Genomic DNA, 24565 nt, shown 5'->3' with positions numbered 1-24565 from the left:
CCGCATGATCCCCATCAACCCACAGAGATTTCTGGATAATCTGCACCGCCTGCGCGGCTTTGGCGCGGCGGGGGTGGGGCGTGGCGTGGTGCGCCCAGCCTTCAGTGCGGCGGATATCGCCGCGCGCGACTGGCTGGCCGGTGAGATGCGCGCCGCCGGTCTCAGCCCGCAATTCGATCCGGTGGGCAACCTTTTCGGGCTGGCGGAGGGGCGCTCGTTTCTGGTCGGCAGCCATTCCGACAGCCAACCCGAGGGCGGCTGGCTCGACGGGGCGCTTGGCGTCATCGCCGGGCTGGAGATTGCCCGTGCCTGCCACGAGGCAGGTGGCCCGCCGGTCTCGGTCGTGTCCTTTCAGGACGAGGAGGGGCGTTTCGGCGTCACCACCGGAAGTGCTATCTGGGCGGGCACGTTGCCGCTTGCGGAGGCCGACCGCCTGACCGACCGCGACGGCACAAGCTTTGCCGAGGCGCGCGCGGCCATGGTGCATCTGGCCGGGGATTTCGTCGATCCGGCCCGTTTCACCGGGTTTCTCGAGATGCATATCGAGCAGGGCCCTTGGCTTTACGAGGCGGGCGAGGCGGTGGGGGTCGTGACCGATATCGTCGGCATCCGCGACATGCGCATCACGCTGGAGGGCGAACAGAACCACGCAGGCACCACGCCCATGCACCGCCGCCGCGACGCGTTTCAGGGGCTGGCGCGGTTCAACACCCTGCTTGATGACCGTTTGCGCAATGTCGTGACGCCACAGACGGTCTGGACCATCGGCCATGTGCGCCTGCATCCGGATGCGCATTCCATCGTGCCGGGGCGGGCCACCTTCTCGATGCAGTGGCGCGACGGGGACGCCGACCGGCTGCACCGCATGGAGACGATCATCCGCACCACCGCGCAGGAGGTGGCGCAGGACATGGGCCTGCGCGTGGCGTTCGGCGATCTTCTGGGGCTGGAGCCGGTGACCATGGATGCCCGGCTGTGCACGGCGCTTGATCAAAGCGCCGAGGCCGTGGCGCCGGGCCGCTGGCGGCGGATGCCATCGGGCGCGCTGCATGACGCAACCAACGTGGCGCGGCTCTTGCCCACGGCCATGCTCTTCGTGCCGTCCATCGACGGGATCAGCCACGCCTTCGCCGAAGATACCGCCGAGGCGGATCTTGTGGCGGGGCTGGAGGTGCTGGCCGGGGCGGTGACGCGCGCCGCAGCTCAGGAAGGTCTGTCATGAAAAGTTGACAAGCATCATTGTCCGACTCGTTTTCATGCGCTAGCGTGATCGTGTTGAACCGGTCTGCTGCATGGCATTCTGATTACGGGAGGACGCCATGTATCCTGATTGGCAACGGGAGCCCGCGGGCACGATCCTTACGGAAAAGGACGTGCGCCGCCCGCCCGGCACGGCGGGGCGTCAGCAACTGGCCGAGTGCTGTTCCGGCTGTGGCGATTGCGTGGCGGTTTGTCCGTCCGAGGTGCTTGCGCTCGATCCGCTGGGCTATCCCCATGTAACGTCAGAGCGCGGTCTCTGCGAGCAATGCGGTCTCTGCGCCGATGTGTGCGTAAGAGGGGCGATCGTCTATACAGCGGCCATGCTGCGCGCGCGCGAGCGGGCGCTGGCAAGCGACGGCGAGCCGGTGCTCTGCGTCGAGGATCTGCGCAGCAGCGGGGAATCCGTCGGCACGATCTGAGCATGCCCGCGCCAAATGTCGCATGTAAAATTCATCTTTGCCCCCCATCTCGGTTCGGAGAAAGGGAGCATGCCATGAAACAGAGCCACGACTTCCAGCCTGACGACACGACCGACCTGCACGCGCACCACGCCCCGCGCGACATCCATGACCGGATCGCGCTCCGGGTGGTGAAAGTCATGCGCGTCTTTGCCGATGCGTTCTTTTCCAAACGCTACGGACATCGGGCCGTGGTGCTGGAAACCGTCGCTGCCGTGCCGGGGATGGTGGGCGGGCTCTTGCAGCACCTCAAGTCGGTGCGTCATATCCGCGACGATCAGGGCTGGATCCGTGAATTGCTCGACGAGGCGGAAAACGAGCGGATGCACCTGATGACCTTCATCCACATCGCCCAACCCTCGCGGGGCGAGCGGTGGCTCATCATGATCGCCCAGGCGATATTTTATAACGTGTTCTTCTTCACCTACCTGCTTGCGCCGCGCACCGCCCACCGCATCGTCGGCTATCTTGAGGAGGAGGCGGTGGTCAGCTACACCCAATACCTTGCCGAGATCGACGCGGGACGGCAAGCGAACGTGCCCGCGCCGCAGATCGCCATCGACTATTGGGCATTGCCCGAGGGGGCACGGCTGCGGGAGGTGGTGATCGCCGTGCGCGCCGACGAGGCAAATCACCGCGATACCAACCACGGTTTTGCCAATCAGATCATGGACGGGCGGCATCCCTGAGAGGTTCAGGCCGATTGAAGCCGGGTGCCCGATTTGCGCGCTTGCAAAGATCGGGCACCGGGTGGTTCACAGGCTCATGCCGCCGGGGACGCGATCAACATCGGGCTGCTGCGCGGCGAGGTCTGCGATATGACCGCGCGCGAGACGGAGGTATGCTCAGAGCGCCTCGCGCGCGGGCACGAGCTGTTGCACGATGCCCACGAAGAGCAGGTAGAGACTTGTCACCACCAACCCCCAATGTGCCCAGCTTTGCGGGTCGAAATGCACCCAGGCCGCCCAGCCCGCGAAGAAGGTCCAGGCAAGCGCCATGGGCAGCGACACCCACCGCCAGCGGCGCGTGCGCACCGGGTGGATGAACTTCAAGGGCAGGAACATCGCCACCGAAAGCGCCGTGACCAGCGCGAGGATGATCCAGAAATTCGGCTCTAGCGCGAAGCAGACAAGCACCACCATATTCCAGCAACCGGGAAAGCCGGAAAAGGAATTATCCTTGGTCTTCATGCGGGTATCGGCGAAATACATGGCGCTGGCAAAGGTGATGACGATGATCGCCACCCAGCCCGTCCAGCCCGGCAGCAGATCGGACTTGAAGAGCGCGAAGGCCGGGATGAAGACATAGGTCAGATAGTCGATGATCAGATCGAGCAGCACCCCGTCAAACTCGGGGGCATTGGTCTTGACATCGTAATGGCGCGCGAGCGGGCCGTCGATCCCATCGACGGCAAAGGCCACCACCAGCCACAGAAACATCAGCTCCCATTCGCGGTCGATGGCGGCGAGCATCGCCAGCATCGCGAAGACGGCACCGGTGGCCGTGAGCAGGTGAACGAGCAAGGCTTTCAATCGAGGTGTCATGCCCGTTTCATGACGCAAGGATGACAGATTTGCAAAGCGAAACCCGGCCCCCCTTGCGGGAGACCGGGCCAAAAACCGCATGAGTGGCGGATCAGTTGGAGACGCGGACCTCTTCCACCGGATAGGCCATCATGTCCTGCGCTTCCCAGGCGACATGGCAATCATGGCAGAAGCTCTGCTTGAATTTCATCGGCTTGCCATTGGGTTGCACCGCCGAATAGACCCAGTCGCCGGTGTCGGGCGCGGATCCGGCCTCGCCCTTGGTCATGATGAAGAGCGGGCCGACGGCGGCCTCTTTCTTCTTGGTCGAAATGGTGATGCTCTCCTTGGCGAGCACGGAGCCTGCGGGCATCACCACGCCCTCTTCGGCAAATTTCAGATATTGTTCGGCGGCGATATCGTTGGCGAAAGTCATGAGCAGACGGCTGCCATGCGCGCCTTGCACGGCGGGGCGGGTCGCGGTCACGGTCCAGTCGCGATAGGCGGCGGCGACCTCATCGCCTTCCTTGGCGTAGGCCTCGGCCATCCGGTCGCCGATGCAGGCGTAGATTTCGGTGATCGCGGCCTCGTCAAGGTCAAACGGATCCTCGACATTGGCGGCGCAGGCCTGTGCTGCGGCCTGCTGGCCCATCATCACACCAAGGGCCAGGGTGGCGGCGGCGAAATAGTGTCGTTTCATAATGGTCTTTCTCCGGTTTCTGTCGTGACTCACGGGGTCATCCGGGGCGGAGCCTCGCATATCTCGGTTGTAATTGAACTTAACTATTCTGTGAGGGGGATGTCAGACGCGCGGTCGCCGCCCTGTGGATGGGCGCGGGCATAGACCTCCATCAGCCGTGCCGTATCGACGGCGGTATAGGCCTCTGTGGTCGAGAGCGAGGCGTGGCCCAGAAGCTCCTGGATTGCGCGCAGATCGCCGCCCGCGTTGAGCAGATGCGTGGCAAAGCTGTGCCGCAGCGCGTGGGGCGTGGCGGTGGCGGGCAGGCCAAGCTGAGCGCGGACCCGTTCCATCGCCTTTTGCACCGGGCGCGGCCCGAGCGCGCCGCCGCGCGCGCCGAAGAAAAGCGGCGTGGCAGCCGTGATCGGGAAGGGGCAGGCCCGTGCATACTCGGCCACGGCGGCGCGGGCGGGGGCGATCACCGGCACGATGCGTTCCTTGCCGCCCTTGCCGGTGATGCGCAGCACCTCCGCCATGGGCAGTGCCGCGCCGGTGAGGCCGAGCGCCTCGGAAATGCGCAGCCCGCAGCCATAGAGCAGCGTCACCACGGCGCGGTCGCGCGCGGCGATCCATGGCTCACCAGATTGGAAATCGACCTGCTCGATCACGTCGCGCGCGGCATCTTCACTCAGCGGGCGGGGCAGTTTGCGGGTGAATTTCGGGCTGCGCGCTGACAGAACGGCAGTGGGCTCGAACCCCTCGCGCTCCGACAGCCAGCGGTAAAAGCTCTTGACCGCCGAGAGGCGGCGCGCGAGCGAGCGGGGGCCAAGGCCCGTGCCGCGCTCGTGCGCCATGAAGGCGCGCATGTCGGAGGTGGTGATCCGGGCAAGCGGGCCGAGGCCCTGCGCCGCGCCGTGATGAGCGGAAAGGAACGTGAGAAACGTGCGCAGGTCGCGCGCATAGGCGTCGATGGTGTGGTCCGAGGCCCCGTTGAGCGCCTTTTGCGTGGCCAGCCACGTCTGGAGAGCGTCGCGGGCGGCCGCGCTGATCACGACAGCCAGCGGCGCATCACCCTCTCGAACACGCCTGCGAAGAACGCCAGAAGGTCGGTGCCCTGCTGCGGGCTGAACTGGTGCGGATCCTCTGCCCCCATCACCAGCATCCCCGGCAGGCGGTCCGATCCGAAATCCAGAAGCAGGCACGCCTCGGAGCGGATATGCGGCGCGGTGCGGCCATAGACGCGCATGTCGCCCTCCTCGATCTGGCGCAGCGTGACCTGCCGCGCGGGCGCGTCGCGGCCACGGGTGAGGTAGGCGCGGATAAAGCCCGGCTCGGCCACCGAGAGCACGTCGCCCAGACGGCGCACCGCCGGGTCATTGTCGTTCTGCACCGATTCGAGCACAAGGCGGACGGCATCGACGCGCAGGATATGGGCCACCTCGCCGTCGAGATCGCGCAGGAAAGTCTCGAACTCCACCGGGTCGAGCATCCGCAGGAGGGCGCGATGCACCTGATTGGTGCCGGCAAGGTTCTCATAGGCCGCCGCGATCACAGAGCGGTGCGTATCCTCGAGCCGGTCAAGCCGCGCCTCGAGCCGGTCCATGGCGATGCCGCGCAGATCGACGATATTGCCGCCCATGGCGCGCTCGTTCGCCGCGATGAGGGCGCGCATGAGATCGGTATCGTCGAGGATCACATCCGGCTCGGTGATGATACGCTCGCGCAGGGCGTCGTCGATGCGGGGCTTGGCGGTCATTGCGGCCTCAATATCCGTGTTTTGACGCAGGTTAGCAGATGCCGGCACGGAATGCCGCAAGAAAATGCGGGGCCTGTGGTGACGGCGTTTGTTCGTGTCATGGCCCGAACTTTGTCTTGAGCCAGTCCAGCAGGCTTTTCTGATCTGCCGCCGTGGCGCGGCGCACCTGAACCAGCAGTTTGTGAAGCGATGGCCGATCAAGCGTCAGATTCGCTGCGCCCTCGTTGCAGACCGAACAGAGCGCGCGCAGGTTGCCGGGATCGTCGGTTCCGCCTTGCGATTTGTCGATGACATGACCGATTTGCAGGCGCGTCTTGCGGGTCTGGTCATAGGGGTGCGGCTCTCCGGCGACCGCACCGCATTGCTGGCATGTGAATCCGTTGCGGTCGAGCACGAAGGCGCGGGTTTCCTTGGATATGCCACGCTCGAAAGCGGGGATCGGTTTGGGGTCGTTGAGCAGGTATTGGCCCGGTTTGAGCGAGGCCAGATCGTTATGCGTCAGGATCAGATACCCTTCTTCGGTTCTGAGTTCGCGCACGCGGCGCGCCCATTCCGAAATCCCGCCCGATATCTCGCGCAACTCGGTCGAGTCCATCACGCGCCCGATATTGGCAAGGAAATGCGCGCGGAGCCGCGCGCGTGCGCCGCCGCTCCGGCGCGGCGTCATTCCGCCGCCACCCTGCATTCCTGCTCGATGGCAAGGTCATGGGCCGTCAGGGCCGAGGCGATGGCCCGCCCAAGGGCGCGCGCGACAGGCGGTGGAAAGGCGTTGCCGATCTGCCGGTAGGCGGCGGTCTTCTTGCCGGTGAACTGCCAGGTGTCGGGAAAACCTTGCAGCCGGGCGACCATGCGCGTGGTTAGCCGTGGCAAGCCAGTGAAATCCGGGGCCGGGGCGGTTTCGGCGATACTGCCACCGTTCACGCCCATCTGACGCCATTTCTCGCGCGCCCGCGTAGGGCCGAGATCGGGGCCACCGTGTTTCTTGGAGCCGCCGACGATGGTGGGGGCCACGCCGGACGCGGTAGCCGCCCAGCTATCCGCCTGTTGCCAGCCGTTTTCCGCCATGAGATCGCGCAACACCGTGCCGACATCGGGGGCGCGCCCTGTGCCGCCGTCGGGAAAGCGGAGATAGGGCCAGATCGCGCGTCGGGCGGCGAGGATCGTCACCCGCGAGCGCGTTTGCGGCACACCGAACGCCTGCGCGTCATAGAGCCGCCAATCCACCGCGTAGCCGAGCCGGTCAAACCCGTCGACAATCTCTTGCCGGTAGGCCTTGAAGCCCGATGACAGGAAGCCGCGCACATTCTCGATCAGCACCACGCGCGGCGACAGATGCTCGATCAGCCGCAGCGCGGCTGGAAAAAGGTTGCGATCATCCTTTTCGCCGAGTTGTTTGCCTGCGATGGAGAACGGCGGGCACGGAAGCCCGGCCGAAAGCAGATCGACCGGCCCGACATCGGGGGGCGCGTAGTCGCGCATGTCGGCACACTCGACCCGCCAGCCGGGGCGGTTGAGCCGCAGCGTCGCGCAGCAATCGGCATCGTTGTCGACGAGCAGGCGATGCGCAAACCCGGCCTGTTCGAGCCCAAGCGCCTGACCACCGGCACCGGCGCAGAACTCGACAGACTGGAATTGTCGCTTGTTTCCCATAGTGTCCTCAACATATCCGCAGAATCCGGACGCGCGCAACGACATCTTGTCGAGAGCGGGTGGATTTGGGCCGCCGCCAGAGCGCATATCCCCGCAACTGCCATTCCGGTATGTCGGGTATCGGTTAAGAAACGCTTGATATGCTCAGATGATCTTCTGCCCGGTCTTTTCCCAGTCGGCCATGAAGGTGGCCAGCCCCTTGTCGGTCAGGACATGGGCGGCCATGGCCTTGATCACGGCAGGCGGTGCGGTCATCACGTCGGCACCGATCATCGCCGATTGATAGGCGTGGTTGACGGTGCGGATCGAGGCCGCGAGGATCTGCGTTTCGAAGCCGTAATTGTCGTAGATCTGGCGGATGTCGGAGATGATTTCCATCCCGTCGAGGTTGATATCGTCGAGCCGCCCGATGAAGGGCGAGATGAACGTGGCCCCCGCCTTGGCCGCCAAGAGTGCCTGGTTGGCCGAGAAACAGAGCGTGACATTGACCATGTGGCCCTCGCCCGAGAGCACCTTGCAGGCCTTGAGCCCGTCCCATGTCAGCGGCACCTTGACGGCGATATTCTCGGCAATGGCGGCAAGCTTGCGGCCCTCGGCGATCATGTCCTCGGCGTTGAGCGCCACCACTTCGGCACTCACCGGGCCATCGACGAGGGCAGCGATCTCGCGCGTGACCTCGAGGATGTCGCGCCCCGATTTCAGGATCAGCGACGGGTTGGTGGTCACGCCATCGACCATGCCCAGATCGTTCAACTCGGCGATCTGGTCAATCTCGGCGGTGTCGACGAAGAATTTCATGGCGTGGCCCTCTCTGGCGGGTTGGGTTGTCTCGGCACAGCCTTTACCGCATAGATCGGGGGTCTGAAACCCCGCAAAGGAGCGACAAGCGTGAGCCTGCCCGAGCATTTCGACGAGGGGGCGCTGGTGGCGGTGCTAACCGCGCAGCCGTTGGGGGGCACGCTCGATTATCTGGCACCCGAGGGCGGCGTGGGTCCGGGCGATTTCGTCGAGGTGCCGCTGGGGCCGCGCCGCATCATGGGGGTGGTCTGGGGGCCGGGCGCGGGCGGTTTTGACCTCAGGAAGGCGCGCAAGGTGGGCCAGGTGCTCGATCTGTCGCCTATGGATGCGGCGATGCGCGATTTTCTGGCGCGCGCGGCGGCGTATACGCTGACGCCGCTGCCCGCGATGCTGCGGTTGGCCACGCGCGCGCCGGGGCTGGCTGACCCGCCCGGCGCGCACAAGGTCTACCGGCTGGGCGAGAGCCTGCCCGCGCGACAGACCGAGGCGCGCGCGCGGGTGCTGGCGGTCTTGCGCGATCACGGCGGGCTGGGGTTTGGCCTGACGGATCTGTGCGATCTGGCGGGGGTCTCTGCCTCGGTGGTCAAGGGGCTGGTGGCGCAAGGCGCGCTGATCGAGGAGGCCGCGCCGCGCGACGCACCCTATCCAACGCTGGACCCCGATCTGCCCGCCAAGCGGCTTACCGAGGATCAGGCGGCAGCGGCGGCCACGCTCTGCGGTGCTGTGCGCGGTGGCGGCTATGGCACGACGCTGTTGCGCGGTGTCACCGGCTCGGGCAAGACCGAGGTCTATCTGGAGGCGGTGGCCGAATGTCTGCGCCAAGGGCGGCAGGCGCTGGTGCTTCTGCCCGAGATCGCGCTCACGGCGGAGTTTCTGACGAGGGTCGAGGCGCGCTTTGGTGCGCGGCCCGCCGAATGGCATTCGGGTGCCACCATGGCCGAGCGCCGCCGGGTCTGGAAGATGGCGGGCGAAGGCGACGTGCAGATGGTGGTGGGCGCGCGCTCGGCTCTGTTCCTGCCGTTCCGCGATCTGGGGTTGATCGTGGTGGATGAAGAGCATGACGGCTCCTACAAACAGGAGGATGGCGTGCTATATCATGCGCGGGATATGGCGGTGCTCCGGGCCTCGCTATGCGGCGCGCGGGTGGTGCTGGCCTCGGCCACGCCGAGCCTTGAGAGCTGGGCCAATGCGCAAGCGGGCAAATACGACCGGCTGGATCTGGCGGCGCGGTTTGGCGTGGCGGTGATGCCGGAACTGGCGGCGATAGACCTGCGTGCCGAGGCGGTGCCGGCGGGGCGGTGGGTGTCGCCGACGCTGCGGCAGGCGGTCAAGGCGCGGCTGGCCTTGGGCGAGCAGGCGATGCTGTTTCTCAACCGGCGCGGTTATGCGCCGGTGACGGTGTGCCGCGCCTGCGGTCATCAGATCGGTTGCGAGCACTGCGACGCGCGCATGGTCGAGCACCGCTTTCAGAATCGCCTTGTCTGCCACCAATGCGGCGCGAGCGCAGCGGTGCCGCTGGCCTGCCCCTCCTGCGGGGTCGAAGGGCGGATGGCCCCCGTCGGGCCGGGTGTGGAGCGGCTGGCCGAGGAGGCGGCGGCGCTCTTTCCCGAGGCGCGGATCGCGGTGCTGTCCTCGGACCTCTTCGCCTCGGCGCGCGCGTTGAAGGAGCAGATTGCCGAGATCGCGGCGGGCGGGGCCGATATCATCATCGGCACGCAACTTGTGGCCAAGGGGCATAATTTCCCGCTGCTCACGCTGGTGGGGGTGATCGACGCCGATCTGGGGCTTCAGGGGTCCGACCTGCGCGCCGCCGAGCGCACGTTTCAGCTCATGCGGCAGGTGGCGGGGCGGGCGGGGCGCGCCGAGCGGCCGGGACGCGCGCTCTTGCAGACCCATCAGCCCGAGCATCCGGTGATCCGCGCGATCCTTGGCGGCGACGAAGAGGGATTCTGGCGCGCCGAGGCGGCTGCGCGGCAGGCGGCGGGCGTGCCGCCCTATGGGCGCATGGCGGGGATCATCCTGTCGTCGCCCGACATGAAGGCCGTGTTCGATCTGGGCGGGTGGCTGGCGCGGCATTCGGGCCCCCTTGGCGCGGTGGGGGCCGAGGTCTTTGGCCCCGCGCCCGCGCCGATTGCCCGCATAAGGGGGAGGCACCGTGTGCGGCTTCTGGTCAAGGCACCCAAGGGGGCAGCCCTTCAGGCGGCGCTGGCGCAATGGCTCGGGCCGGTGAAACTGCCCGCGCAGATGCGGCTGGCGGTGGATATCGACCCGCAGAGTTTCTATTGAGCGACGCGGGCGGGGCGACGCGCCGCTTTCTTGGAAAGAAAGCGGTCCGAAATCTTTTGAAGATTTCGGCGGCGGGTCAGCGGGGCCTCTCGCCAATCCCGCGCCTCGGGCGTATGAGAATGGGCATGAGCCGTCAGTTTCCCCTTGCCGATGCCAAATCGCTGCCTTTCTGGCGGCGTCCGGTCACGCTTTTGTTCCTGATGGCCGCCGCGATGCCGGTGGCCTTTGCCACCTGGTCGGCGCTTCTGAACAATTTCGTGATCGAGGTGGCGGGGTTTGACGGCTCCGATATCGGCTGGCTGCACACGGTGCGGGAAATCCCCGGATTCCTTGCCATTGGGGTGATCGCGCTGATTATTCTGATGCATGAGCAGGTGCTGGCTCTGATCTCCCTGTTGTTGCTTGGCGTGGCGACGGCGCTCACGGCGCATTTCCCGACACTGGGCGGGATTTTGACGATCACCATGCTCAGTTCCATCGGCTTTCACTATTTCGAGACGGTAAATCAGTCGCTGCAACTGCAATGGCTCGACAAGCTGCGCGCGCCGCAGATGCTGGGCTGGCTTCTGGCCGCCGGGTCCGGCGCAACGCTTGTGGCCTATGCGCTCATCGTGGTGACATGGCGGGCCTTCGATCTGAGCTACAACCTTGTCTACATGGTGTCGGGCGGGTTTACCGCGCTGGTGGCGGTGTTCTGTTTCTTCGCCTATCCGCGGTTCGAGGCCCCCAATCCGCAGGTCAAGAAGATGGTGCTGCGGCGGCGCTACTGGCTTTATTACGCGCTGCAATTCATGTCCGGTGCGCGGCGGCAGATCTTCATCGTGTTCGCCGGCTTCATGATGGTCGAGAAATTCGGCTTTGACGTGCATGAGGTGACGGCGCTATTCATGATCAACCTCGTGATCAACATCGTGGCGGCCCCGCTGATGGGGCGCGCCGTGTTCCGTTTTGGCGAGCGCAACACCCTGACGGTCGAATATGTCGGGCTTATGCTGGTGTTTCTGGCCTATGGCGGGATTTACCTGTTTGGCTGGGGCGTGCTGATGGCGGCGACGCTTTATGTGGTGGATCACATCCTGTTCTCGCTGGCGCTGGCGCTGAAGACATATTTCCAGAAGATCGCCGATCCCGGTGACATCGCCCCCACCGCCGCCGTGGCCTTTACCATCAACCATATCGCGGCGGTGTTCCTGCCTGCGGCGCTGGGCTATGTCTGGCTTGTTGCGCCTGCGGGCGTGTTCCTGCTGGCGGCGGGCATGGCTTGCGTGTCGCTGGTTCTGGCGCTGATGATCCCGCGTCACCCGGAGCCGGGCAATGAGACGGTGTTCTCGCGCTTCGTTCCTGCCCCTGCCGAGTAATTCGAAGGACTGCACATGCCGACATGGACCGCGCTGACCACGCTTGACGACAAGACCCGTGCCGAGGCGCTGGCGCTGGCGCTGGAGGACATGGTGCCCGAGCCCACGGGCGTGGGCTGTTTCGAGATGGAGGACGGATCGGGCCTGTGGGAGATAGGGGGCTATTTCGAGGCCACACCCGATGCGGTCGCGCTCGACCTTCTGGCGGCGGCGCATGACGCGCGGCCCTTTACCGTATCGGAACTGCCGGAGGTGGACTGGGTGGCCAAGGTGCGGCGCGATCTCAGCCCGGTCGTGGCAGGGCGGTTCTTTGTCTATGGCAGTCACGATGCAGACCGTGTGCCGGAAGGGGTGGAGCCGCTTTTGATCGAGGCGTCGATGGCCTTTGGCACCGGGCATCATGGCACGACGCTGGGCTGTCTTCAGGCGCTCGACCGGCTGGCGAGCGCGGGCTTTGTCGGGCGCTCGGTGCTCGATCTGGGCTGTGGCACGGCCGTTCTGGCGATCGCTGCGGCGAAGATTTGGCCCGGTGAGATGCTGGCATCGGATATCGACGCGGTGGCGGTCGAGGTGGCGGAAGTGAATGTGGCGGCGAACGGGCTTGGCACCCGGGTGCGCGTGTTCGAGGCCGAGGGGCTGGCGCATCCCGCGTTGCGTGCCGGTGCGCCGTATGATCTGATCTTCGCCAATATCCTCAAGGGGCCCCTGATGGCGCTGGCACCGGGCATCACCGAGAGCCTGAGACTGGGTGGGAAGGTGATTCTGTCGGGCCTGCTGAACGAGCAGGCCGAAGAGGTGATCGGCGTTTATTCAGGGCTTGGAAACAGTCTTGACCATCACGCAAGAATTGGTGACTGGTCGACGCTGACTATGTCTAAAAACCATTGAAAATAAGTCGAAAACTGGCCTCAAGCGCGCCGCTTGCCTTGATCATGCCACAATTCGACCTTATGACTGACGCATCACGGTGGGGGCTGCGATACAGGATTGTTGCCATGGCTGACATTCACCACGGTTTCGCCAAGCGGGTCCGCCGGATCGACCTCAAACGTGCCCGCCTCGCGCGTGGCTACATGGGCAAGGTGCGTGACGACGGGTTGATCGAGTTCAGGCCCAAGCGCCGCCTGCCCGCGATCCCCCTGCGTGGCCTTCTCTATCTCGTCCTCGGGTTTGCCTTCTTCAAGGCGGTGGTGCTGGCGCATCTGGGCGGGGCGACCTACGAAGAACGCATTGGCCTGCTGGCCGAGGGCAATGCGATGGAGCAGGTCGGTGCCTATGTCATGCGCCCCGACCCCTTGACCGGAATGATCGCCGGCTACCTTTCGCCTCTTTTGCGGTAACGTCGGCACGAGACAGGAAAAAGCCCTGCGCGGCCTTGGCCGGGCAGGGCTTTTGTGTGCCATGGGGCGCGGTTCAGAACCGGCGCGCGATGGCGTCGATATCGCCCCGGCAGAGGCCGATATCCTCAAGCTCGCGGTCGCTCAGACGGGCGAGCGCCTTGCGCGTGGCGCGGCGGTCGTTCCACGACAGAAACGCGCCGAGAAGGCGCGCGAAAAGGCCGGGGGTGGCAAGGCTGTGCGCAGGCGCGCGGGTGGTGTCAAGCAGGGCCATGGGTTTCGTTCCTTGGAATAACAGTATCGGAGATTTCCGTTGCTGCACGCGACCTAATGGGAGGATACCCGTTCCGCAAGCGGGCGTTCCTGCATAGTCCTTATGCGATTTTCGCAAGGCTCGAGGGCGGGTCCGCGCGCATTCCGCTTGGCGTTTGTTCCTGTTTCGTGCTAGTTGGGGAAAAACAGGGCAGGGCATGCGGTATGAGGGTATTGGGCATCGACCCCGGATTGCGCAATCTCGGCTGGGGTATGATCGAGGTGACGGGCAGCCGTCTGAGCCATATTGCCAATGGCGTGTGCCATTCCACGGGCGACGATCTGGGCGCGCGCCTCCTGTCTCTCTATGAACAGTTGACGGATATCGTGCAACGGTTTGCGCCCGAGGCGGCGGCGATCGAGCAGACATTCGTCAACAAGGACGGGGCGGGCACGCTCAAGCTGGGGCAGGCGCGGGGCGTGGCGCTTCTGGTGCCCGCACAATACGGGCTTACGGTGGGTGAATATTCGCCCAACCGGGTGAAAAAGACTGTGGTGGGCGTGGGTCACGCCGCCAAGGAGCAGGTGGCGCATATGGTCAAGGTGCAGCTTCCCGGCGTGGTGCTGGCAGGCCCCGACGCGGCGGATGCGCTGGCGGTGGCGATCTGTCATGCGCATTACGGGCGTCACACCGGGCGGGCGGTGGCATGATCGGGCGTGTTGCCGGGCGGATCGACTGGCGCGGGCCCGATCATGTGCTGATCGACGTGCGCGGCGTGGGCTATATCGTGCATTGCTCGGAGCGCACGCTGGCAGCCCTTCCGGGCGTGGGCGGCATGGCGGCCCTTTATACCGATCTGCTGGTGCGCGAGGACCTGTTGCAGCTCTTCGGCTTTCCGACGCTGGTGGAAAAGGAATGGCACCGCCTTCTGATGAGCGTGCAGGGGGTGGGGGCCAAGGCATCGCTGGCCATTCTGGGCGCGCTCGGCCCCGATGGGGTCAGCCGCGCGATCACGCTGGGGGATTGGCATTCGGTGACGGCGGCCAAGGGCATCGGCGCCAAGACCGCGCAGCGGGTGGTGAACGAGTTGAAGGACAAGGCCCCCGCGGTGATGGCGATGGGGGAGATGGCCCCCACGGCCACGCCCGAGGCAGGGGCCGAGGATGCGGTGATCGAGACGGCCCCTGCGCGCGCGCCGCTGGCCCCGGCCAGCCCTGGCGCGCAGGCCGAGGCGCTCTCGGCCCTCACAAATCTGGGCTACGCCCCCGGCGAGGCGGCGGGTGCCGTGGCACAGGCGGCGGGCGCGGACGGGCAGGCCGACACGACGGCGCTGATCCGCGCCGCGCTGCGGCTTCTGGCACCGAAGGGGTAGGACATGACCGATCCCGACCCGACCTTGCGCCCTGATCCCCTGCCCGAAGACCTTGACCGCAGCTTGCGGCCTCAGGCCCTGTCCGAATTCATCGGGCAGCGCGAGGCGCGGGCCAATCTGGCGGTCTTCATCCAATCGGCGCGGCAGCGCGGCGAGGCGATGGATCACACGCTCTTTCACGGCCCTCCCGGTCTGGGCAAGACGACGCTGGCGCAGATCATGGCGCGCGAACTGGGGGTGGGGTTTCGCATGACCTCTGGCCCCGTGCTGGCCAAGGCGGGCGATCTGGCGGCGATCCTGACCAATCTGGAGCGCAACGATGTGCTCTTCATTGATGAAATCCACCGCCTCAACCCGGCGGTGGAGGAGGTGCTGTATCCCGCGATGGAGGATTTCGAGCTTGATCTGGTGATCGGCTCCGGCCCCGCCGCGCGCACCGTGCGGATCGAATTGCAGCCCTTCACGCTGGTGGGGGCGACGACGCGGCTGGGCCTTCTGACCACGCCCTTGCGCGACCGCTTCGGCATCCCCACGCGCCTGCAATTCTACGAGATCGACGAATTGCACGAGATCGTCACCCGCAACGCGCGGCTTCTGAACATCCCCACCGAGGATGACGGCGCGCGCGAGATTGCCCGGCGCGCGCGCGGCACGCCGCGCATTGCGGGCCGCCTCTTGCGCCGGGTGGTTGATTTCGCGGTGGTCGAGGGCGGCGGGCGGATCAGCCGCGCGCTGGCCGATAGCTCTCTGACCCGGCTGGGGGTGGATCACCTGGGGCTGGATGGGGCCGACCGGCGCTATCTGCGCCTGATTGCCGAGGCCTATGGCGGCGGGCCGGTGGGGATCGAGACGCTGTCGGCGGCTTTGTCTGAAAGCCGCGACGCGCTGGAAGAGGTGATCGAGCCGTTCCTCCTTCAGCAGGGTCTCATCCAGCGCACCCCGCGCGGCCGGATGCTGACGCAGGCGACGTGGCGGCATCTGGGGCTGGAAGCGCCGGGGCCCAAGGGGCAGAGCGATCTTTTCGAGGCCTGAGCGACGGACACCCGGACAGAGGGCGGGTATGGATACCGGAAACAGAGGCAAAGAGAATACGCGCCGCTACCCCTTCCCCCGCCGCTTCACATTCCCGCCCCTTTGCCCCGGCCGTCCTGCCGTTGATCGCCCGCGCGACCCTACGGCGGCGTCGCTCGCCTTTTCCACCGCCTGTTGCCGCGCCAGCGGATCGTCGGCCACGGCCAGTTCCACCGCTTCCAGCCGCTTGACCTCGTCGCGCAGGCGGGCGGCTTCCTCGAATTCCAGATTCTCGGCCGCCTTGCACCGGATCACGATGCCCTGTTGGACGGATTTTGAGGCGAAGAGATCGTGCAGCCAGACCTCTGGAGAAAGGGGGGGGGAATTTCGGTTTTGCATGACGCGATCATGCGGGATCAAACACCTAGGACACAGTTATTAATGCAGCGGCTTGACGGACATATTCGGAATGTTCGTAATGTGTTTGGCAGGTTTGGCTAAAGTTCTATGTTGGGAGAATCTGGAATTATGATGGTCGTAAGTCGACGTATTTCCACTTTGAATGAAAGGGTGTCATCGACAAGCTGGTTGAGCATGCTCGCTGAATACCGCTTTGTTATGGTTTTGCCAGATTTCATTTGTTGGGTGAAATGAAACTCTGGTGCAGAGAAACACGTAGAACCGAATGACTGAGAAATAATGCCTGAAGAATCGTGAATTAGTCGATTGCGATGTTTATTTAATTTCTCGATACCAGATCTAAGCTTGTTTAAATCCGAGAGCCAACGATTAGCGTCTGGCTTTGCTTTTATCGTATTAAACCACTTTGAAATTCTCTGCGAAGTGCGCTTGTTGCTCCCTTCAAATTCAGCGGCCTTGTGGAGCAAAATTGATGCATCCAATCTGTTGCAGTCTGTATTTGCCACGGCATATGACCACGAGAGAGTTCGCTCAAGTCTTACAAAGGCAAAAGCGAAAAGGCCAAGCGGCCCAAACAAGCCTCCGAAAAGCTCGTATTCTTGAGGAACTTCTATTTCTACCTTGATATTTGTTTTTGGAAATCGCATTCGGAATCCATTTTCACAATTAGCTTCACCGCCCCCGCCGCTTCACATTCCCCCCGCGCTGCCCCGGCCGTCCTGCCGTTGATCGCCCGCGCGACCCTACGGCGGCGTCGCTCGCCTTTTCCACCGCCTGTTGCCGCGCCAGCGGATCGTCGGCCACGGCCAGTTCCACCGCTTCCAGCCGCTTGACCTCGTCGCGCAGGCGGGCGGCTTCCTCGAATTCCAGATTCTCGGCCGCCTTGCGCATATCGGTGCGCAACCCGTCGAGCACGGCGGCAAGATTGGCGCCCACAAGCGGCTTGTCGACCTTTGCGGTCACGCGGTTCATGTCCACGTCGCCCTTGTAGAGCCCTTGCAGGATGTCATCGACATTCTTGCGGATGGTGGCCGGGGTGATGCCGTGGGCCTCGTTATAGGCGATCTGCTTGGCGCGGCGGCGGTCGGTCTCGGCCAGGGCGCGTTCCATCGAGCCGGTGATGCGGTCGGCATACATGATCACGCGCCCCTCGGCGTTGCGCGCCGCCCGCCCGATGGTCTGGATCAGCGAGGTTTCCGAGCGCAGGAAGCCCTCCTTGTCGGCGTCCAGAATGGCGACGAGGCCACATTCGGGGATATCCAGCCCCTCGCGCAAAAGGTTGATGCCGATCAGCACGTCGAAGGCACCAAGGCGCAGGTCCCGCAGGATCTCGATCCGCTCGATGGTGTCGATGTCACTATGCATGTAGCGCACGCGGATGCCCTGTTCGTGCAGGTATTCGGTCAGGTCCTCGGCCATGCGCTTGGTCAGCGTGGTGACAAGAACCCGGTAGCCATCGGCCGCCACGCGGCGCACCTCGTCCAGAAGATCATCCACCTGCGTCTCCACGGGCCGGATCTCGACCTGCGGATCGAGAAGGCCGGTGGGGCGGATCACCTGTTCGGTAAAGACGCCCCCCGTTTGCTCGATCTCCCATTTGGCGGGGGTGGCGGAAACAAAGACCGATTGCGGGCGCATGGCGTCCCATTCCTCGAACTTGAGAGGGCGGTTGTCCATGCAGGAGGGCAGGCGAAAGCCGTGCTCGGCAAGGGTGAACTTGCGCCGGTAGTCGCCTTTGTACATGCCGCCGATCTGGGGCACCGAGACGTGGGATTCATCCGCAAAGACGATGGCATTGTCGGGGATGAACTCAAAGAGGGTGGGGGGCGGCTCTCCGGGGGCGCGGCCCGTCAGATAACGCGAATAGTTCTCGATCCCGTTGCAGACACCGGTTGCCTCCAGCATCTCCAGATCGAAATTGGTGCGCTGTTCCAGCCGCTGCGCCTCCAGAAGCTTGCCTTCGTTCACCAACTGGTCAAGCCGCTGGCGAAGCTCGCGCTTGATGCCCTGAATGGCCTGCTGCATCGTGGGTTTGGGCGTCACGTAATGCGAATTGGCATAGATGCGGATTTTCTCGAAGCTGTCGGTCTTCTCGCCGGTCAGCGGATCAAACTCGGTGATGCTTTCCAACTCCTCGCCGAAGAAGCTGAGCCGCCAGGCGCGATCCTCGAGGTGGGCGGGGAAAATCTCGACGCTGTCACCGCGCACCCGGAAAGAGCCGCGCTGGAAGGCCTGATCGTTGCGGCGATATTGTTGCGCCACCAGATCGGCCATGATCTGGCGCTGGTCATAGCTGTCGCCAACCTTCAGATCCTGCGTCATCGCGCCGTAGGTCTCGACCGAGCCGATGCCGTAGATGCACGACACCGAGGCCACGATGATCACGTCATCGCGTTCCAGAAGCGCGCGCGTGGCCGAGTGGCGCATCCGGTCGATCTGTTCGTTGATCTGGGATTCCTTCTCGATATAGGTGTCGCTGCGGGCGACATAGGCCTCGGGCTGGTAATAGTCGTAATAGCTCACGAAATACTCGACCGCGTTTTCGGGAAAGAACCCCTTGAACTCGCCGTAAAGCTGCGCTGCCAGTGTCTTGTTGGGGGCAAGGATGATGGCGGGGCGCTGCGTCTCTTCGATCACCTTGGCCATGGTGAAGGTCTTGCCGGTGCCGGTGGCACCCAGAAGCACCTGATCGCGCTCGCCGTCCCGGATGCCCGTGCTCAGTTCCGCAATGGCGGTTGGCTGGTCGCCGGCGGGCTGAAATTCGGTATGCAGGACAAACCGCCGGCCACCTTCAAGCTTTTCGCGCGCGCGCAGATCGGGCGCGGGATTGTTCAGCACGGCCTCGGTCTTGTCGGAATGGGCGTAGGGCATCGGGCCTCCTTCTTGGCGAAAGGATGGGGCTTTTGCCGCTGCGTGCAAGGTCAATCTGCGCGTCTTCTTGCGGTGATCTCAGGCCCGAGTGGCGCAGAGGCGCCGCCGGTTGTCGCGCGCGATCCCCGTGAGCGGGGTGATGGCGGCAAGCAGGATCTCGTCAAGACGCTGCCCGCCAAGCGCGGCGGTCCCGGCTTCGGCTGCCGCATTCATCAGCGCCGGGCCTTTCTCGGCGATCATGCGGTGGGTTTCGTCGGTCCCGACGGGCCAGAGCCCCGCCAGGCCGGCCAGACGCATGGTGACGACCATCTGCGCCTCGGCGAAAAGCTCGAGGCTGGGGGCGATGATGTTGGTCAGGTGAAGGTGGGCCAGCGGATGCACGATGTGAGTCCTTTCAGGGGTTGCCTGCTCTATAGCACGGTTTATGCTGCGGTGCAGCATTTCTTTTCGGGCATGTCCTGCACCTGCCAGAGACAGCAGCTGCGGTCGAGATGTTCTGCGGTGGGGGTCCGAATGATGGGGCTTGCGTTCCGGAGAAATAGAAATGTAATATCATTACATATCACCCAACAAACGGAGGCCGCCATGCAACCCACTGATTTCCGCCTGCCCGTGACCGTGCTTTCGGGGTTTCTCGGGGCGGGAAAGACGACGCTGCTCAACCATGTGCTCAACAACCGCGAAGGCCGCCGCGTGGCGGTGATCGTGAATGACATGTCCGAGGTGAACATCGACGCCGATCTTGTGCGCGCCGGTGGTGCCGGTCTCAGCCACACCGACGAGACGCTGGTCGAGATGTCGAATGGCTGCATCTGCTGCACCCTGCGTGACGATCTGCTCAAGGAGGTGCGCCGCCTCGCGGGCGAGGGGCGGTTTGACTACCTGCTGATCGAATCCACCGGCGTGTCCGAGCCGATGCCCGTGGCCACCACCTTCGAGTTCCGCGACGAGGCGGGCGAGAGCCTGTCCGATATCGCGCGGCTCGACACGATGGTGACGGTGGTCGATGCGGTCAACCTGCTCGAGAATTATTCGAGCCACGATTTCCTGTCGGACCGCGGCGAGATCGCGGGCGGGGGCGATACCCGCACGCTGGTCGATCTGCTGGTCGATCAGATCGAATTTGCCGATGTGATCGTGCTGAACAAGGTGGGCGATGCCGGTCCCGCCCGCCGCGATGTGGCGCGCGCGATCATCGCCGCGCTCAACCCCGACGCCCGCGTGATCGAGACCGATTTCGCCCGCGTCGATCAGGCCGCGATATTTGACACCGGCCTCTTTGATTTCGAGACCGCCCACGATCACCCGCTCTGGGCCAAGGAACTTTATGGTTTTGCCGACCATGTGCCCGAGACAGAGGAATATGGCATCACCTCGTTCGTCTATCGCGCGCGGAGGCCGTTTGATCCGGCGCGGGTTCATGCGGTGCTCAACGGTCCATTGCCCGGCGTGATCCGCGCCAAGGGGCATTTCTGGCTGGCCACGCGGCCCGACTGGGTGGCCGAATTCAGCATGGCGGGCGCGCTGAGCAAGGTCGCGCCCATGGGCACATGGTGGGCGGCGGTGCCCGAGGCGCGCTGGCCCGAGCATCCGCAGGCGCGCGCCTATGTCAAATGCCACTGGGCCGAGCCCTTCGGCGACCGGCGGCAGGAACTGGTGTTCATCGGCTCGAACATGGACCGCGCGGCGATCACGGTGGCGCTTGATGCGGCGCTCACGGGGTCCGATAGCCGGTTCGATCCCGAGGCCCTGCGCGGCCTGCCCGACCCGTTCCCGCGCTGGCAGCGGGCGGCAGCCTGAGCCCGTGGCGGGGCTGGCAGAGCCGCGCGCGGCGGGCGTCGCCCTTGGCCGCACGGCAGAGGTTCTCGGGCGAATTGCGGAGCCGGGACAGGCGGCGGCGATCTGGACGCGCAGGCGCGATCCGGGCCTTGCGCGCTGGCTCGACGATCTGCCCGAGGCACAGCTTCCGGCGATCCGGCAGGCCTGCACGGTGCGGCACGCGGGCATGGTTGCGGCGGCGGCCTGCGCGGCGGCGGGGCTGGCCAATGGCGCGGGACGGCAGCTTCTGTGCGAGGACGTGGCGACGCTTGCGCGTCTTCTCGGTCGGATCATGGCGGTCGAGGCGCTGCATCTGCGGCTTGAGGTGGTGCGCGACGACGCCTGCCGCAAGTTCCATCTCGACCGGGTGACGGCGCGGCTTTTGTGCAGCTATCGCGGGGCGGGCACTGAATACGGGCGCGCCCCGGCGGGTGGCGCGCCGACAGAGATCCGGCACATGGCGACCGGTGATGTGGGGATATTTCGCGGCTCGCTCTGGCCGGGGGATGCGCCTGCGTGTCTTGTCCACCGTTCGCCGCCGCTCTCGGGCGGCGGCGGGGTGCGGCTCTTGCTCGTGCTCGATCCGCTGGAGGCGGGGCATGGCTAACCTGCGCAGCCCGTTGGCGCGGCGCGGTCCGGCGCGGGGGCTGGCAGAGTTCGACCGGCTGCCACCGCCCCTGCGGCGCTGGCTGGCGCAGGCCGCGCTGCCTTGGTCGGCGCGCTCGGCGCGGCGGCTCTGGGGGCGGGTGCTGCGCGAATCAGGCGGGGACGAGGCGCGCGCGCTGGCCCGGCTTGACGCCATCGAGGCGGCGCGGCTCAAGCGCGAAGCGGCCCTTGGCGTTGCGGGTTTCCATCGCAGGGCGTGAGTCGCGCCTGCGCGGGATTGTAAATATTTTGACAAACCTCGCGTCAAAGCCGTTTCAAATTTTCACAGGACTTTCGCTGGCTTGCAGCAAGCTGTTAATTTTTCATCCCGTTTGAAATAAAGTTGCTCTTGGGAGATGTTCGGAGATGCGGCTATGGTCGCACTCACACAAGGGATGGAGGATTTTCGGATATGGCCGATACTGTTGCTGCTGCGGGCACAAAAGGGTTTCACATCGACGCCGAGACCTATGCGCGCATGTATGCCGAATCGATTCGTGACCCCGAGGGGTTCTGGCGCGAGCAGGGAAAGCGGATCGACTGGATCAAGCCCTACACCAAGGTAAAGAACGCCTCGTTTGCCTATGACGACGTGTCGATCAAGTGGTTCGAGGATGGCACGCTGAACGTCGCGGCCAACTGTATCGACCGGCATCTGGCCACCCGCGGCGATCAGACCGCGATCATCTGGGAGCCTGACAGCCCCGAGGATGAGGCGCTGCACATCACCTATCGCGAGTTGCACGCCCAGACCTGCCGCATGGCCAATGTGCTCAAATCCATGGGCGTGGCCAAGGGCGACCGCGTCGTGATCTACATGCCGATGATCCCCGAGGCCGCCTATGCGATGCTGGCCTGCGCGCGGATCGGCGCGATCCATTCCATCGTTTTCGCGGGTTTCTCGCCCGACGCGCTTGGCGCGCGGATCAACGGCTGCGATGCCAAGGTGGTCATCACCGCCGATCACGCCCCGCGCGGGGGCCGCGCAACCAAGCTCAAGGACAATGTCAACCAGGCGCTGCTTCACGATACGCGGGATGTGAAATGCCTGGTGGTCAAGCGCACCGGCGGTCAGGTGGCGTGGCGGCGTGATCTGGATTTCTGGTGGCATGAAGAGGCCGAAAAGGTCAGCGCCGATTGCCCGCCCGAGGAAATGGGCGCCGAGGATCCGCTCTTCATCCTCTACACCTCCGGCTCCACCGGCATGCCCAAGGGCGTGGTGCACACCACCGGCGGGTATCTCGTCTATGCGTCGATGACGCATGAATACATCTTTGATTATCACGAGGGCGATATCTACTGGTGCACCGCCGATGTGGGCTGGGTCACGGGCCACAGCTATATCGTCTACGGCCCGCTGGCCAATGGCGCGACCACGCTGATGTTTGAAGGCGTGCCGACCTGGCCTGACGCGGGCCGTTTCTGGCAGGTCTGCGAGAAACACAAGGTGACGCAGTTCTACACCGCCCCCACCGCCATTCGCGCGCTGATGGGCAAGGGCACCGCGCCGGTCGAAGGGTCGGACCTGTCGAGCCTGCGCCTGCTCGGCTCGGTTGGCGAGCCGATCAACCCCGAGGCCTGGAACTGGTATAACGAAAACGTCGGCAAGGGCCGCTGCCCCATCGTTGATACATGGTGGCAGACCGAGACGGGCGGCATCCTGATCACCCCGTTGCCGGGTGTGGTGGACACGCCCAAGCCGGGTTCCGCCACCAAGCCGTTCTTCGGCGTGCAGCCCGTTGTGCTCGACGACAAGGGCAACGAGCTGGAGGGCGCGGTCGAGGGCGTTCTGGCGCTCAAGGATAGCTGGCCGGGGCAGATGCGCACCATCTGGGGCGATCACGACCGCTTCAAGCAGACCTATTTCGAGATGTTCAAGGGCTACTATTTCTCGGGCGATGGGTGCCGCCGCGACGCGGATGGCGATTACTGGATCACTGGCCGCGTCGATGACGTGATCAACGTCTCCGGGCACCGGATGGGCACGGCAGAAGTTGAATCGGCGCTTGTTGCTCATGCCACCGTGTCCGAGGCCGCCGTTGTCGGCTATCCGCATGACATCAAGGGGCAGGGTATCTATTGCTATGTCACGCTCATGGACGGGGTCGAGGCCACCGATGCGCTGCGCACCGAATTGCAGAACTGGGTGCGCCAGGAAATCGGCCCCATCGCCAAGCCGGACGTGATCCAATGGGCGCCGGGCCTGCCGAAAACCCGCTCGGGCAAGATCATGCGCCGCATCCTGCGAAAGATCGCCGAGAACGATTACGGCGCTCTGGGCGATACCTCGACGCTGGCTGATCCGTCGGTTGTCGATGACCTCATCGCCAATCGCGCGAACGCCTGAGGGGGATCGTGGATATGGACGGAACCGACACCGCACAGGGCACCGTGAACCTTGTCCTGCTCGGGCCTCCGGGCGCGGGCAAGGGCACGCAGGCGCGGATGCTGGAAGACGGCTTCGGCCTTGTGCAGCTTTCCACCGGCGACCTGCTGCGCGCCGCCGTGGCGGCGGGCACCGAGGCGGGCAAAAAGGCCAAGGCCGTGATGGAGGCGGGCGATCTGGTTTCCGACGAGATCGTCATCGCCATCCTGCGCGACCGCCTGGCCGAACCCGATTGCGCCAGGGGCGTCATCCTTGACGGCTTTCCGCGCACCACGGTGCAGGCGGCGGCGCTTGATACGCTGATGGCCGAGACCGGGCAGAGCATCGGCGCGGCGATCAGCCTCGAGGTGGATGACGCGGCGATGGTGGCACGCATTGCGGGCCGCTACACCTGCGCCAAGTGCGGTGAGGGGTATCACGACACGTTCAAGACCCCTGCTGTTGAGGGGGTCTGCGACAAATGCGGGGCGACCGAGATGACACGGCGCGCCGATGACAATGCCGAGACAGTGGAGCAACGCCTGCGCGCCTATCACGCGCAGACAGCACCCCTGATCGACTATTACGACGCGAAGGGTGTGCTTGCCCGCGTCGATGCGATGGCCGAGATCGAGGCCGTTTCGCAAGCGCTGAACGTGATCGTCCGCAAGACGGTCGCGTAAGGGAAAGCCCGTTCCGGCATGT

At 64.9% G+C, this 24565-nt stretch carries 26 protein-coding genes and 1 pseudogene; 15 read left to right on the top strand and 12 right to left on the bottom strand.

The annotated features are described in order from the left end of the window. Positions 1 to 4 precede the first annotated feature (4 nt). The 3 genes from ACSSV8_RS09435 (at position 5) to ACSSV8_RS09425 (ending at position 2407) form a co-directional block, all read left to right on the top strand. Positions 5 to 1222: a hydantoinase/carbamoylase family amidase gene (locus tag ACSSV8_RS09435; protein ID WP_354537988.1), complete on the top strand. Its 1218-nt coding sequence runs from the start codon at positions 5 to 7 to the stop codon at positions 1220 to 1222. 97 nt (positions 1223 to 1319) lie between these two features. Beyond that, positions 1320 to 1679 carry a 4Fe-4S dicluster domain-containing protein gene (locus ACSSV8_RS09430; RefSeq protein ID WP_354537987.1) on the top strand — a complete coding sequence of 120 codons (360 nt, stop codon included), beginning with the start codon at positions 1320 to 1322 and terminating at the stop codon, positions 1677 to 1679. A gap of 74 nt (positions 1680 to 1753) precedes the next feature. Continuing rightward, on the top strand, positions 1754 to 2407 hold the full coding sequence (locus ACSSV8_RS09425; protein WP_354537986.1) for an alternative oxidase: 654 nt from the start codon (positions 1754 to 1756) through the stop codon (positions 2405 to 2407). A 156-nt stretch (positions 2408 to 2563) separates the two neighbouring features. Here the strand turns inward: ACSSV8_RS09425 and ACSSV8_RS09420 are convergent, their stop codons facing one another. From ACSSV8_RS09420 to fsa, 7 genes are all read right to left on the bottom strand, one after another. Beyond that, positions 2564 to 3262 (bottom strand): CDP-alcohol phosphatidyltransferase family protein, encoded by a 699-nt coding sequence (locus ACSSV8_RS09420; protein ID WP_354537985.1) that lies wholly within the window; start codon positions 3260 to 3262, stop codon positions 2564 to 2566. 91 nt (positions 3263 to 3353) lie between these two features. Next, a complete protein-coding gene (locus ACSSV8_RS09415) occupies positions 3354 to 3941 on the bottom strand; it encodes a cytochrome P460 family protein (protein ID WP_354537984.1) in 588 nt (195 codons plus the stop codon). Positions 3942 to 4024: 83 nt separating this feature from the next. Then, the gene (locus ACSSV8_RS09410; protein ID WP_454282261.1) at positions 4025 to 4972 is read right to left on the bottom strand and encodes a tyrosine recombinase XerC; all 948 of its coding nucleotides are present in this window, start codon (positions 4970 to 4972) and stop codon (positions 4025 to 4027) included. Further along, positions 4969 to 5676 (bottom strand): DUF484 family protein, encoded by a 708-nt coding sequence (locus ACSSV8_RS09405; protein WP_454282260.1) that lies wholly within the window; start codon positions 5674 to 5676, stop codon positions 4969 to 4971. Before ACSSV8_RS09405 ends, ACSSV8_RS09410 begins: the two co-directional genes overlap by 4 nt. Positions 5677 to 5773: 97 nt before the next feature. Next, complete coding sequence (locus ACSSV8_RS09400; RefSeq protein ID WP_454282259.1) at positions 5774 to 6343, bottom strand: HNH endonuclease; 570 nt, start codon at positions 6341 to 6343, stop codon at positions 5774 to 5776. Continuing rightward, a complete protein-coding gene (locus tag ACSSV8_RS09395; RefSeq protein WP_454282258.1) occupies positions 6340 to 7326 on the bottom strand; it encodes a DNA cytosine methyltransferase in 987 nt (328 codons plus the stop codon). Before ACSSV8_RS09395 ends, ACSSV8_RS09400 begins: the two co-directional genes overlap by 4 nt. Before the next feature lie 144 nt (positions 7327 to 7470). After that, a complete protein-coding gene (gene fsa / locus ACSSV8_RS09390; RefSeq protein WP_454282257.1) occupies positions 7471 to 8124 on the bottom strand; it encodes a fructose-6-phosphate aldolase in 654 nt (217 codons plus the stop codon). 90 nt (positions 8125 to 8214) lie between these two features. On the opposite strand from fsa, the gene ACSSV8_RS09385 reads away from it, so the two are divergent. From ACSSV8_RS09385 to ACSSV8_RS09370, 4 genes are all read left to right on the top strand, one after another. Then, positions 8215 to 10410, top strand: coding sequence for a primosomal protein N' (locus ACSSV8_RS09385; protein WP_454282256.1), 2196 nt, complete (start codon positions 8215 to 8217; stop codon positions 10408 to 10410). Positions 10411 to 10535: 125 nt separating this feature from the next. Next, positions 10536 to 11768 carry an MFS transporter gene (locus tag ACSSV8_RS09380; protein WP_354537977.1) on the top strand — a complete coding sequence of 411 codons (1233 nt, stop codon included), beginning with the start codon at positions 10536 to 10538 and terminating at the stop codon, positions 11766 to 11768. Positions 11769 to 11783: 15 nt separating this feature from the next. After that, positions 11784 to 12656, top strand: a complete 873-nt coding sequence (locus tag ACSSV8_RS09375) for a 50S ribosomal protein L11 methyltransferase (RefSeq protein ID WP_354537976.1) — start codon at positions 11784 to 11786, stop codon at positions 12654 to 12656. Positions 12657 to 12763: 107 nt separating this feature from the next. Continuing rightward, positions 12764 to 13108, top strand: a complete 345-nt coding sequence (locus ACSSV8_RS09370; protein WP_354537975.1) for a hypothetical protein — start codon at positions 12764 to 12766, stop codon at positions 13106 to 13108. Positions 13109 to 13181: 73 nt separating this feature from the next. On the opposite strand, the gene ACSSV8_RS09365 is transcribed toward ACSSV8_RS09370, so the two are convergent. Further along, positions 13182 to 13379, bottom strand: a complete 198-nt coding sequence (locus tag ACSSV8_RS09365) for a DUF1127 domain-containing protein (protein ID WP_454282255.1) — start codon at positions 13377 to 13379, stop codon at positions 13182 to 13184. A gap of 203 nt (positions 13380 to 13582) precedes the next feature. On the opposite strand from ACSSV8_RS09365, the gene ruvC reads away from it, so the two are divergent. From ruvC to ruvB, 3 genes are read left to right on the top strand one after another with little or no spacing between them, the layout of a single operon-like run. Beyond that, a complete protein-coding gene (gene ruvC, locus ACSSV8_RS09360) occupies positions 13583 to 14068 on the top strand; it encodes a crossover junction endodeoxyribonuclease RuvC (RefSeq protein WP_454282254.1) in 486 nt (161 codons plus the stop codon). Further along, a complete protein-coding gene (gene ruvA / locus ACSSV8_RS09355; RefSeq protein ID WP_454282253.1) occupies positions 14065 to 14730 on the top strand; it encodes a Holliday junction branch migration protein RuvA in 666 nt (221 codons plus the stop codon). Before ruvC ends, ruvA begins: the two co-directional genes overlap by 4 nt. A 3-nt stretch (positions 14731 to 14733) precedes the next feature. Beyond that, positions 14734 to 15762 carry a Holliday junction branch migration DNA helicase RuvB gene (gene ruvB, locus ACSSV8_RS09350; protein WP_454282252.1) on the top strand — a complete coding sequence of 343 codons (1029 nt, stop codon included), beginning with the start codon at positions 14734 to 14736 and terminating at the stop codon, positions 15760 to 15762. 66 nt (positions 15763 to 15828) lie between these two features. Here the strand turns inward: ruvB and ACSSV8_RS09345 are convergent. From ACSSV8_RS09345 to ACSSV8_RS09330, 4 genes and pseudogenes are all read right to left on the bottom strand, one after another. Then, positions 15829 to 16044, bottom strand: a pseudogene (locus ACSSV8_RS09345) (UvrB/UvrC motif-containing protein); the annotation flags it as partial. Between the two features lie 194 nt (positions 16045 to 16238). After that, positions 16239 to 16808, bottom strand: coding sequence for a hypothetical protein (locus ACSSV8_RS09340; RefSeq protein ID WP_454282251.1), 570 nt, complete (start codon positions 16806 to 16808; stop codon positions 16239 to 16241). 25 nt (positions 16809 to 16833) lie between these two features. After that, a complete protein-coding gene (uvrB, locus tag ACSSV8_RS09335; protein ID WP_454282250.1) occupies positions 16834 to 19032 on the bottom strand; it encodes an excinuclease ABC subunit UvrB in 2199 nt (732 codons plus the stop codon). Between the two features lie 78 nt (positions 19033 to 19110). Continuing rightward, positions 19111 to 19413, bottom strand: coding sequence for an antifreeze protein (locus ACSSV8_RS09330; RefSeq protein WP_454282249.1), 303 nt, complete (start codon positions 19411 to 19413; stop codon positions 19111 to 19113). Positions 19414 to 19617: 204 nt separating this feature from the next. On the opposite strand from ACSSV8_RS09330, the gene ACSSV8_RS09325 reads away from it, so the two are divergent. The 5 genes from ACSSV8_RS09325 to ACSSV8_RS09305 all read left to right on the top strand — a co-directional run bounded on the left by ACSSV8_RS09325 (position 19618) and on the right by ACSSV8_RS09305 (position 24543). Then, positions 19618 to 20832 carry a GTP-binding protein gene (locus ACSSV8_RS09325; protein WP_454282248.1) on the top strand — a complete coding sequence of 405 codons (1215 nt, stop codon included), beginning with the start codon at positions 19618 to 19620 and terminating at the stop codon, positions 20830 to 20832. A 4-nt stretch (positions 20833 to 20836) separates the two neighbouring features. After that, the gene (locus ACSSV8_RS09320; protein ID WP_454282247.1) at positions 20837 to 21457 is read left to right on the top strand and encodes a DUF1826 domain-containing protein; all 621 of its coding nucleotides are present in this window, start codon (positions 20837 to 20839) and stop codon (positions 21455 to 21457) included. Further along, positions 21450 to 21716 (top strand): DUF6525 family protein, encoded by a 267-nt coding sequence (locus ACSSV8_RS09315; protein ID WP_454282246.1) that lies wholly within the window; start codon positions 21450 to 21452, stop codon positions 21714 to 21716. The genes ACSSV8_RS09320 and ACSSV8_RS09315 overlap by 8 nt, the downstream gene beginning before the upstream one ends. A 191-nt stretch (positions 21717 to 21907) precedes the next feature. Further along, on the top strand, positions 21908 to 23842 hold the full coding sequence (gene acs / locus ACSSV8_RS09310; protein ID WP_454282245.1) for an acetate--CoA ligase: 1935 nt from the start codon (positions 21908 to 21910) through the stop codon (positions 23840 to 23842). A gap of 14 nt (positions 23843 to 23856) precedes the next feature. Continuing rightward, positions 23857 to 24543, top strand: a complete 687-nt coding sequence (locus ACSSV8_RS09305) for an adenylate kinase (protein WP_454282244.1) — start codon at positions 23857 to 23859, stop codon at positions 24541 to 24543. Positions 24544 to 24565: the final 22 nt, after the last annotated feature.

Source organism: Roseovarius sp. MBR-79 (assembly GCF_053628555.1).
Note: the sequence above shows the minus strand (reverse complement) of the source record. Positions and strands in the feature narration are given on the sequence as shown.

Bases quoted from the DNA above. Each gene is read 5' to 3' on its own strand.
- ACSSV8_RS09305 (WP_454282244.1), top strand. From the start codon at position 23,857: ATGGACGGAACCGACACCGCACAGGGCACCGTGAACCTTGTCCTGCTC.
- uvrB (WP_454282250.1), bottom strand. From the start codon at position 19,032: ATGCCCTACGCCCATTCCGACAAGACCGAGGCCGTGCTGAACAATCCC.
- ACSSV8_RS09430 (WP_354537987.1), top strand. From the start codon at position 1,320: ATGTATCCTGATTGGCAACGGGAGCCCGCGGGCACGATCCTTACGGAA.
- ACSSV8_RS09395 (WP_454282258.1), bottom strand. From the start codon at position 7,326: ATGGGAAACAAGCGACAATTCCAGTCTGTCGAGTTCTGCGCCGGTGCC.
- ACSSV8_RS09415 (WP_354537984.1), bottom strand. From the start codon at position 3,941: ATGAAACGACACTATTTCGCCGCCGCCACCCTGGCCCTTGGTGTGATG.
- ACSSV8_RS09380 (WP_354537977.1), top strand. From the start codon at position 10,536: ATGAGCCGTCAGTTTCCCCTTGCCGATGCCAAATCGCTGCCTTTCTGG.
- ruvA (WP_454282253.1), top strand. From the start codon at position 14,065: ATGATCGGGCGTGTTGCCGGGCGGATCGACTGGCGCGGGCCCGATCAT.
- ACSSV8_RS09375 (WP_354537976.1), top strand. From the start codon at position 11,784: ATGCCGACATGGACCGCGCTGACCACGCTTGACGACAAGACCCGTGCC.
- ACSSV8_RS09365 (WP_454282255.1), bottom strand. From the start codon at position 13,379: ATGGCCCTGCTTGACACCACCCGCGCGCCTGCGCACAGCCTTGCCACC.
- ACSSV8_RS09370 (WP_354537975.1), top strand. From the start codon at position 12,764: ATGGCTGACATTCACCACGGTTTCGCCAAGCGGGTCCGCCGGATCGAC.
- ACSSV8_RS09340 (WP_454282251.1), bottom strand. From the start codon at position 16,808: ATGCGATTTCCAAAAACAAATATCAAGGTAGAAATAGAAGTTCCTCAA.
- ACSSV8_RS09315 (WP_454282246.1), top strand. From the start codon at position 21,450: ATGGCTAACCTGCGCAGCCCGTTGGCGCGGCGCGGTCCGGCGCGGGGG.
- ACSSV8_RS09420 (WP_354537985.1), bottom strand. From the start codon at position 3,262: ATGACACCTCGATTGAAAGCCTTGCTCGTTCACCTGCTCACGGCCACC.
- ACSSV8_RS09325 (WP_454282248.1), top strand. From the start codon at position 19,618: ATGCAACCCACTGATTTCCGCCTGCCCGTGACCGTGCTTTCGGGGTTT.
- acs (WP_454282245.1), top strand. From the start codon at position 21,908: ATGGCCGATACTGTTGCTGCTGCGGGCACAAAAGGGTTTCACATCGAC.
- ruvC (WP_454282254.1), top strand. From the start codon at position 13,583: ATGAGGGTATTGGGCATCGACCCCGGATTGCGCAATCTCGGCTGGGGT.
- ACSSV8_RS09400 (WP_454282259.1), bottom strand. From the start codon at position 6,343: ATGACGCCGCGCCGGAGCGGCGGCGCACGCGCGCGGCTCCGCGCGCAT.
- ACSSV8_RS09405 (WP_454282260.1), bottom strand. From the start codon at position 5,676: ATGACCGCCAAGCCCCGCATCGACGACGCCCTGCGCGAGCGTATCATC.
- ACSSV8_RS09425 (WP_354537986.1), top strand. From the start codon at position 1,754: ATGAAACAGAGCCACGACTTCCAGCCTGACGACACGACCGACCTGCAC.
- fsa (WP_454282257.1), bottom strand. From the start codon at position 8,124: ATGAAATTCTTCGTCGACACCGCCGAGATTGACCAGATCGCCGAGTTG.
- ruvB (WP_454282252.1), top strand. From the start codon at position 14,734: ATGACCGATCCCGACCCGACCTTGCGCCCTGATCCCCTGCCCGAAGAC.
- ACSSV8_RS09435 (WP_354537988.1), top strand. From the start codon at position 5: ATGATCCCCATCAACCCACAGAGATTTCTGGATAATCTGCACCGCCTG.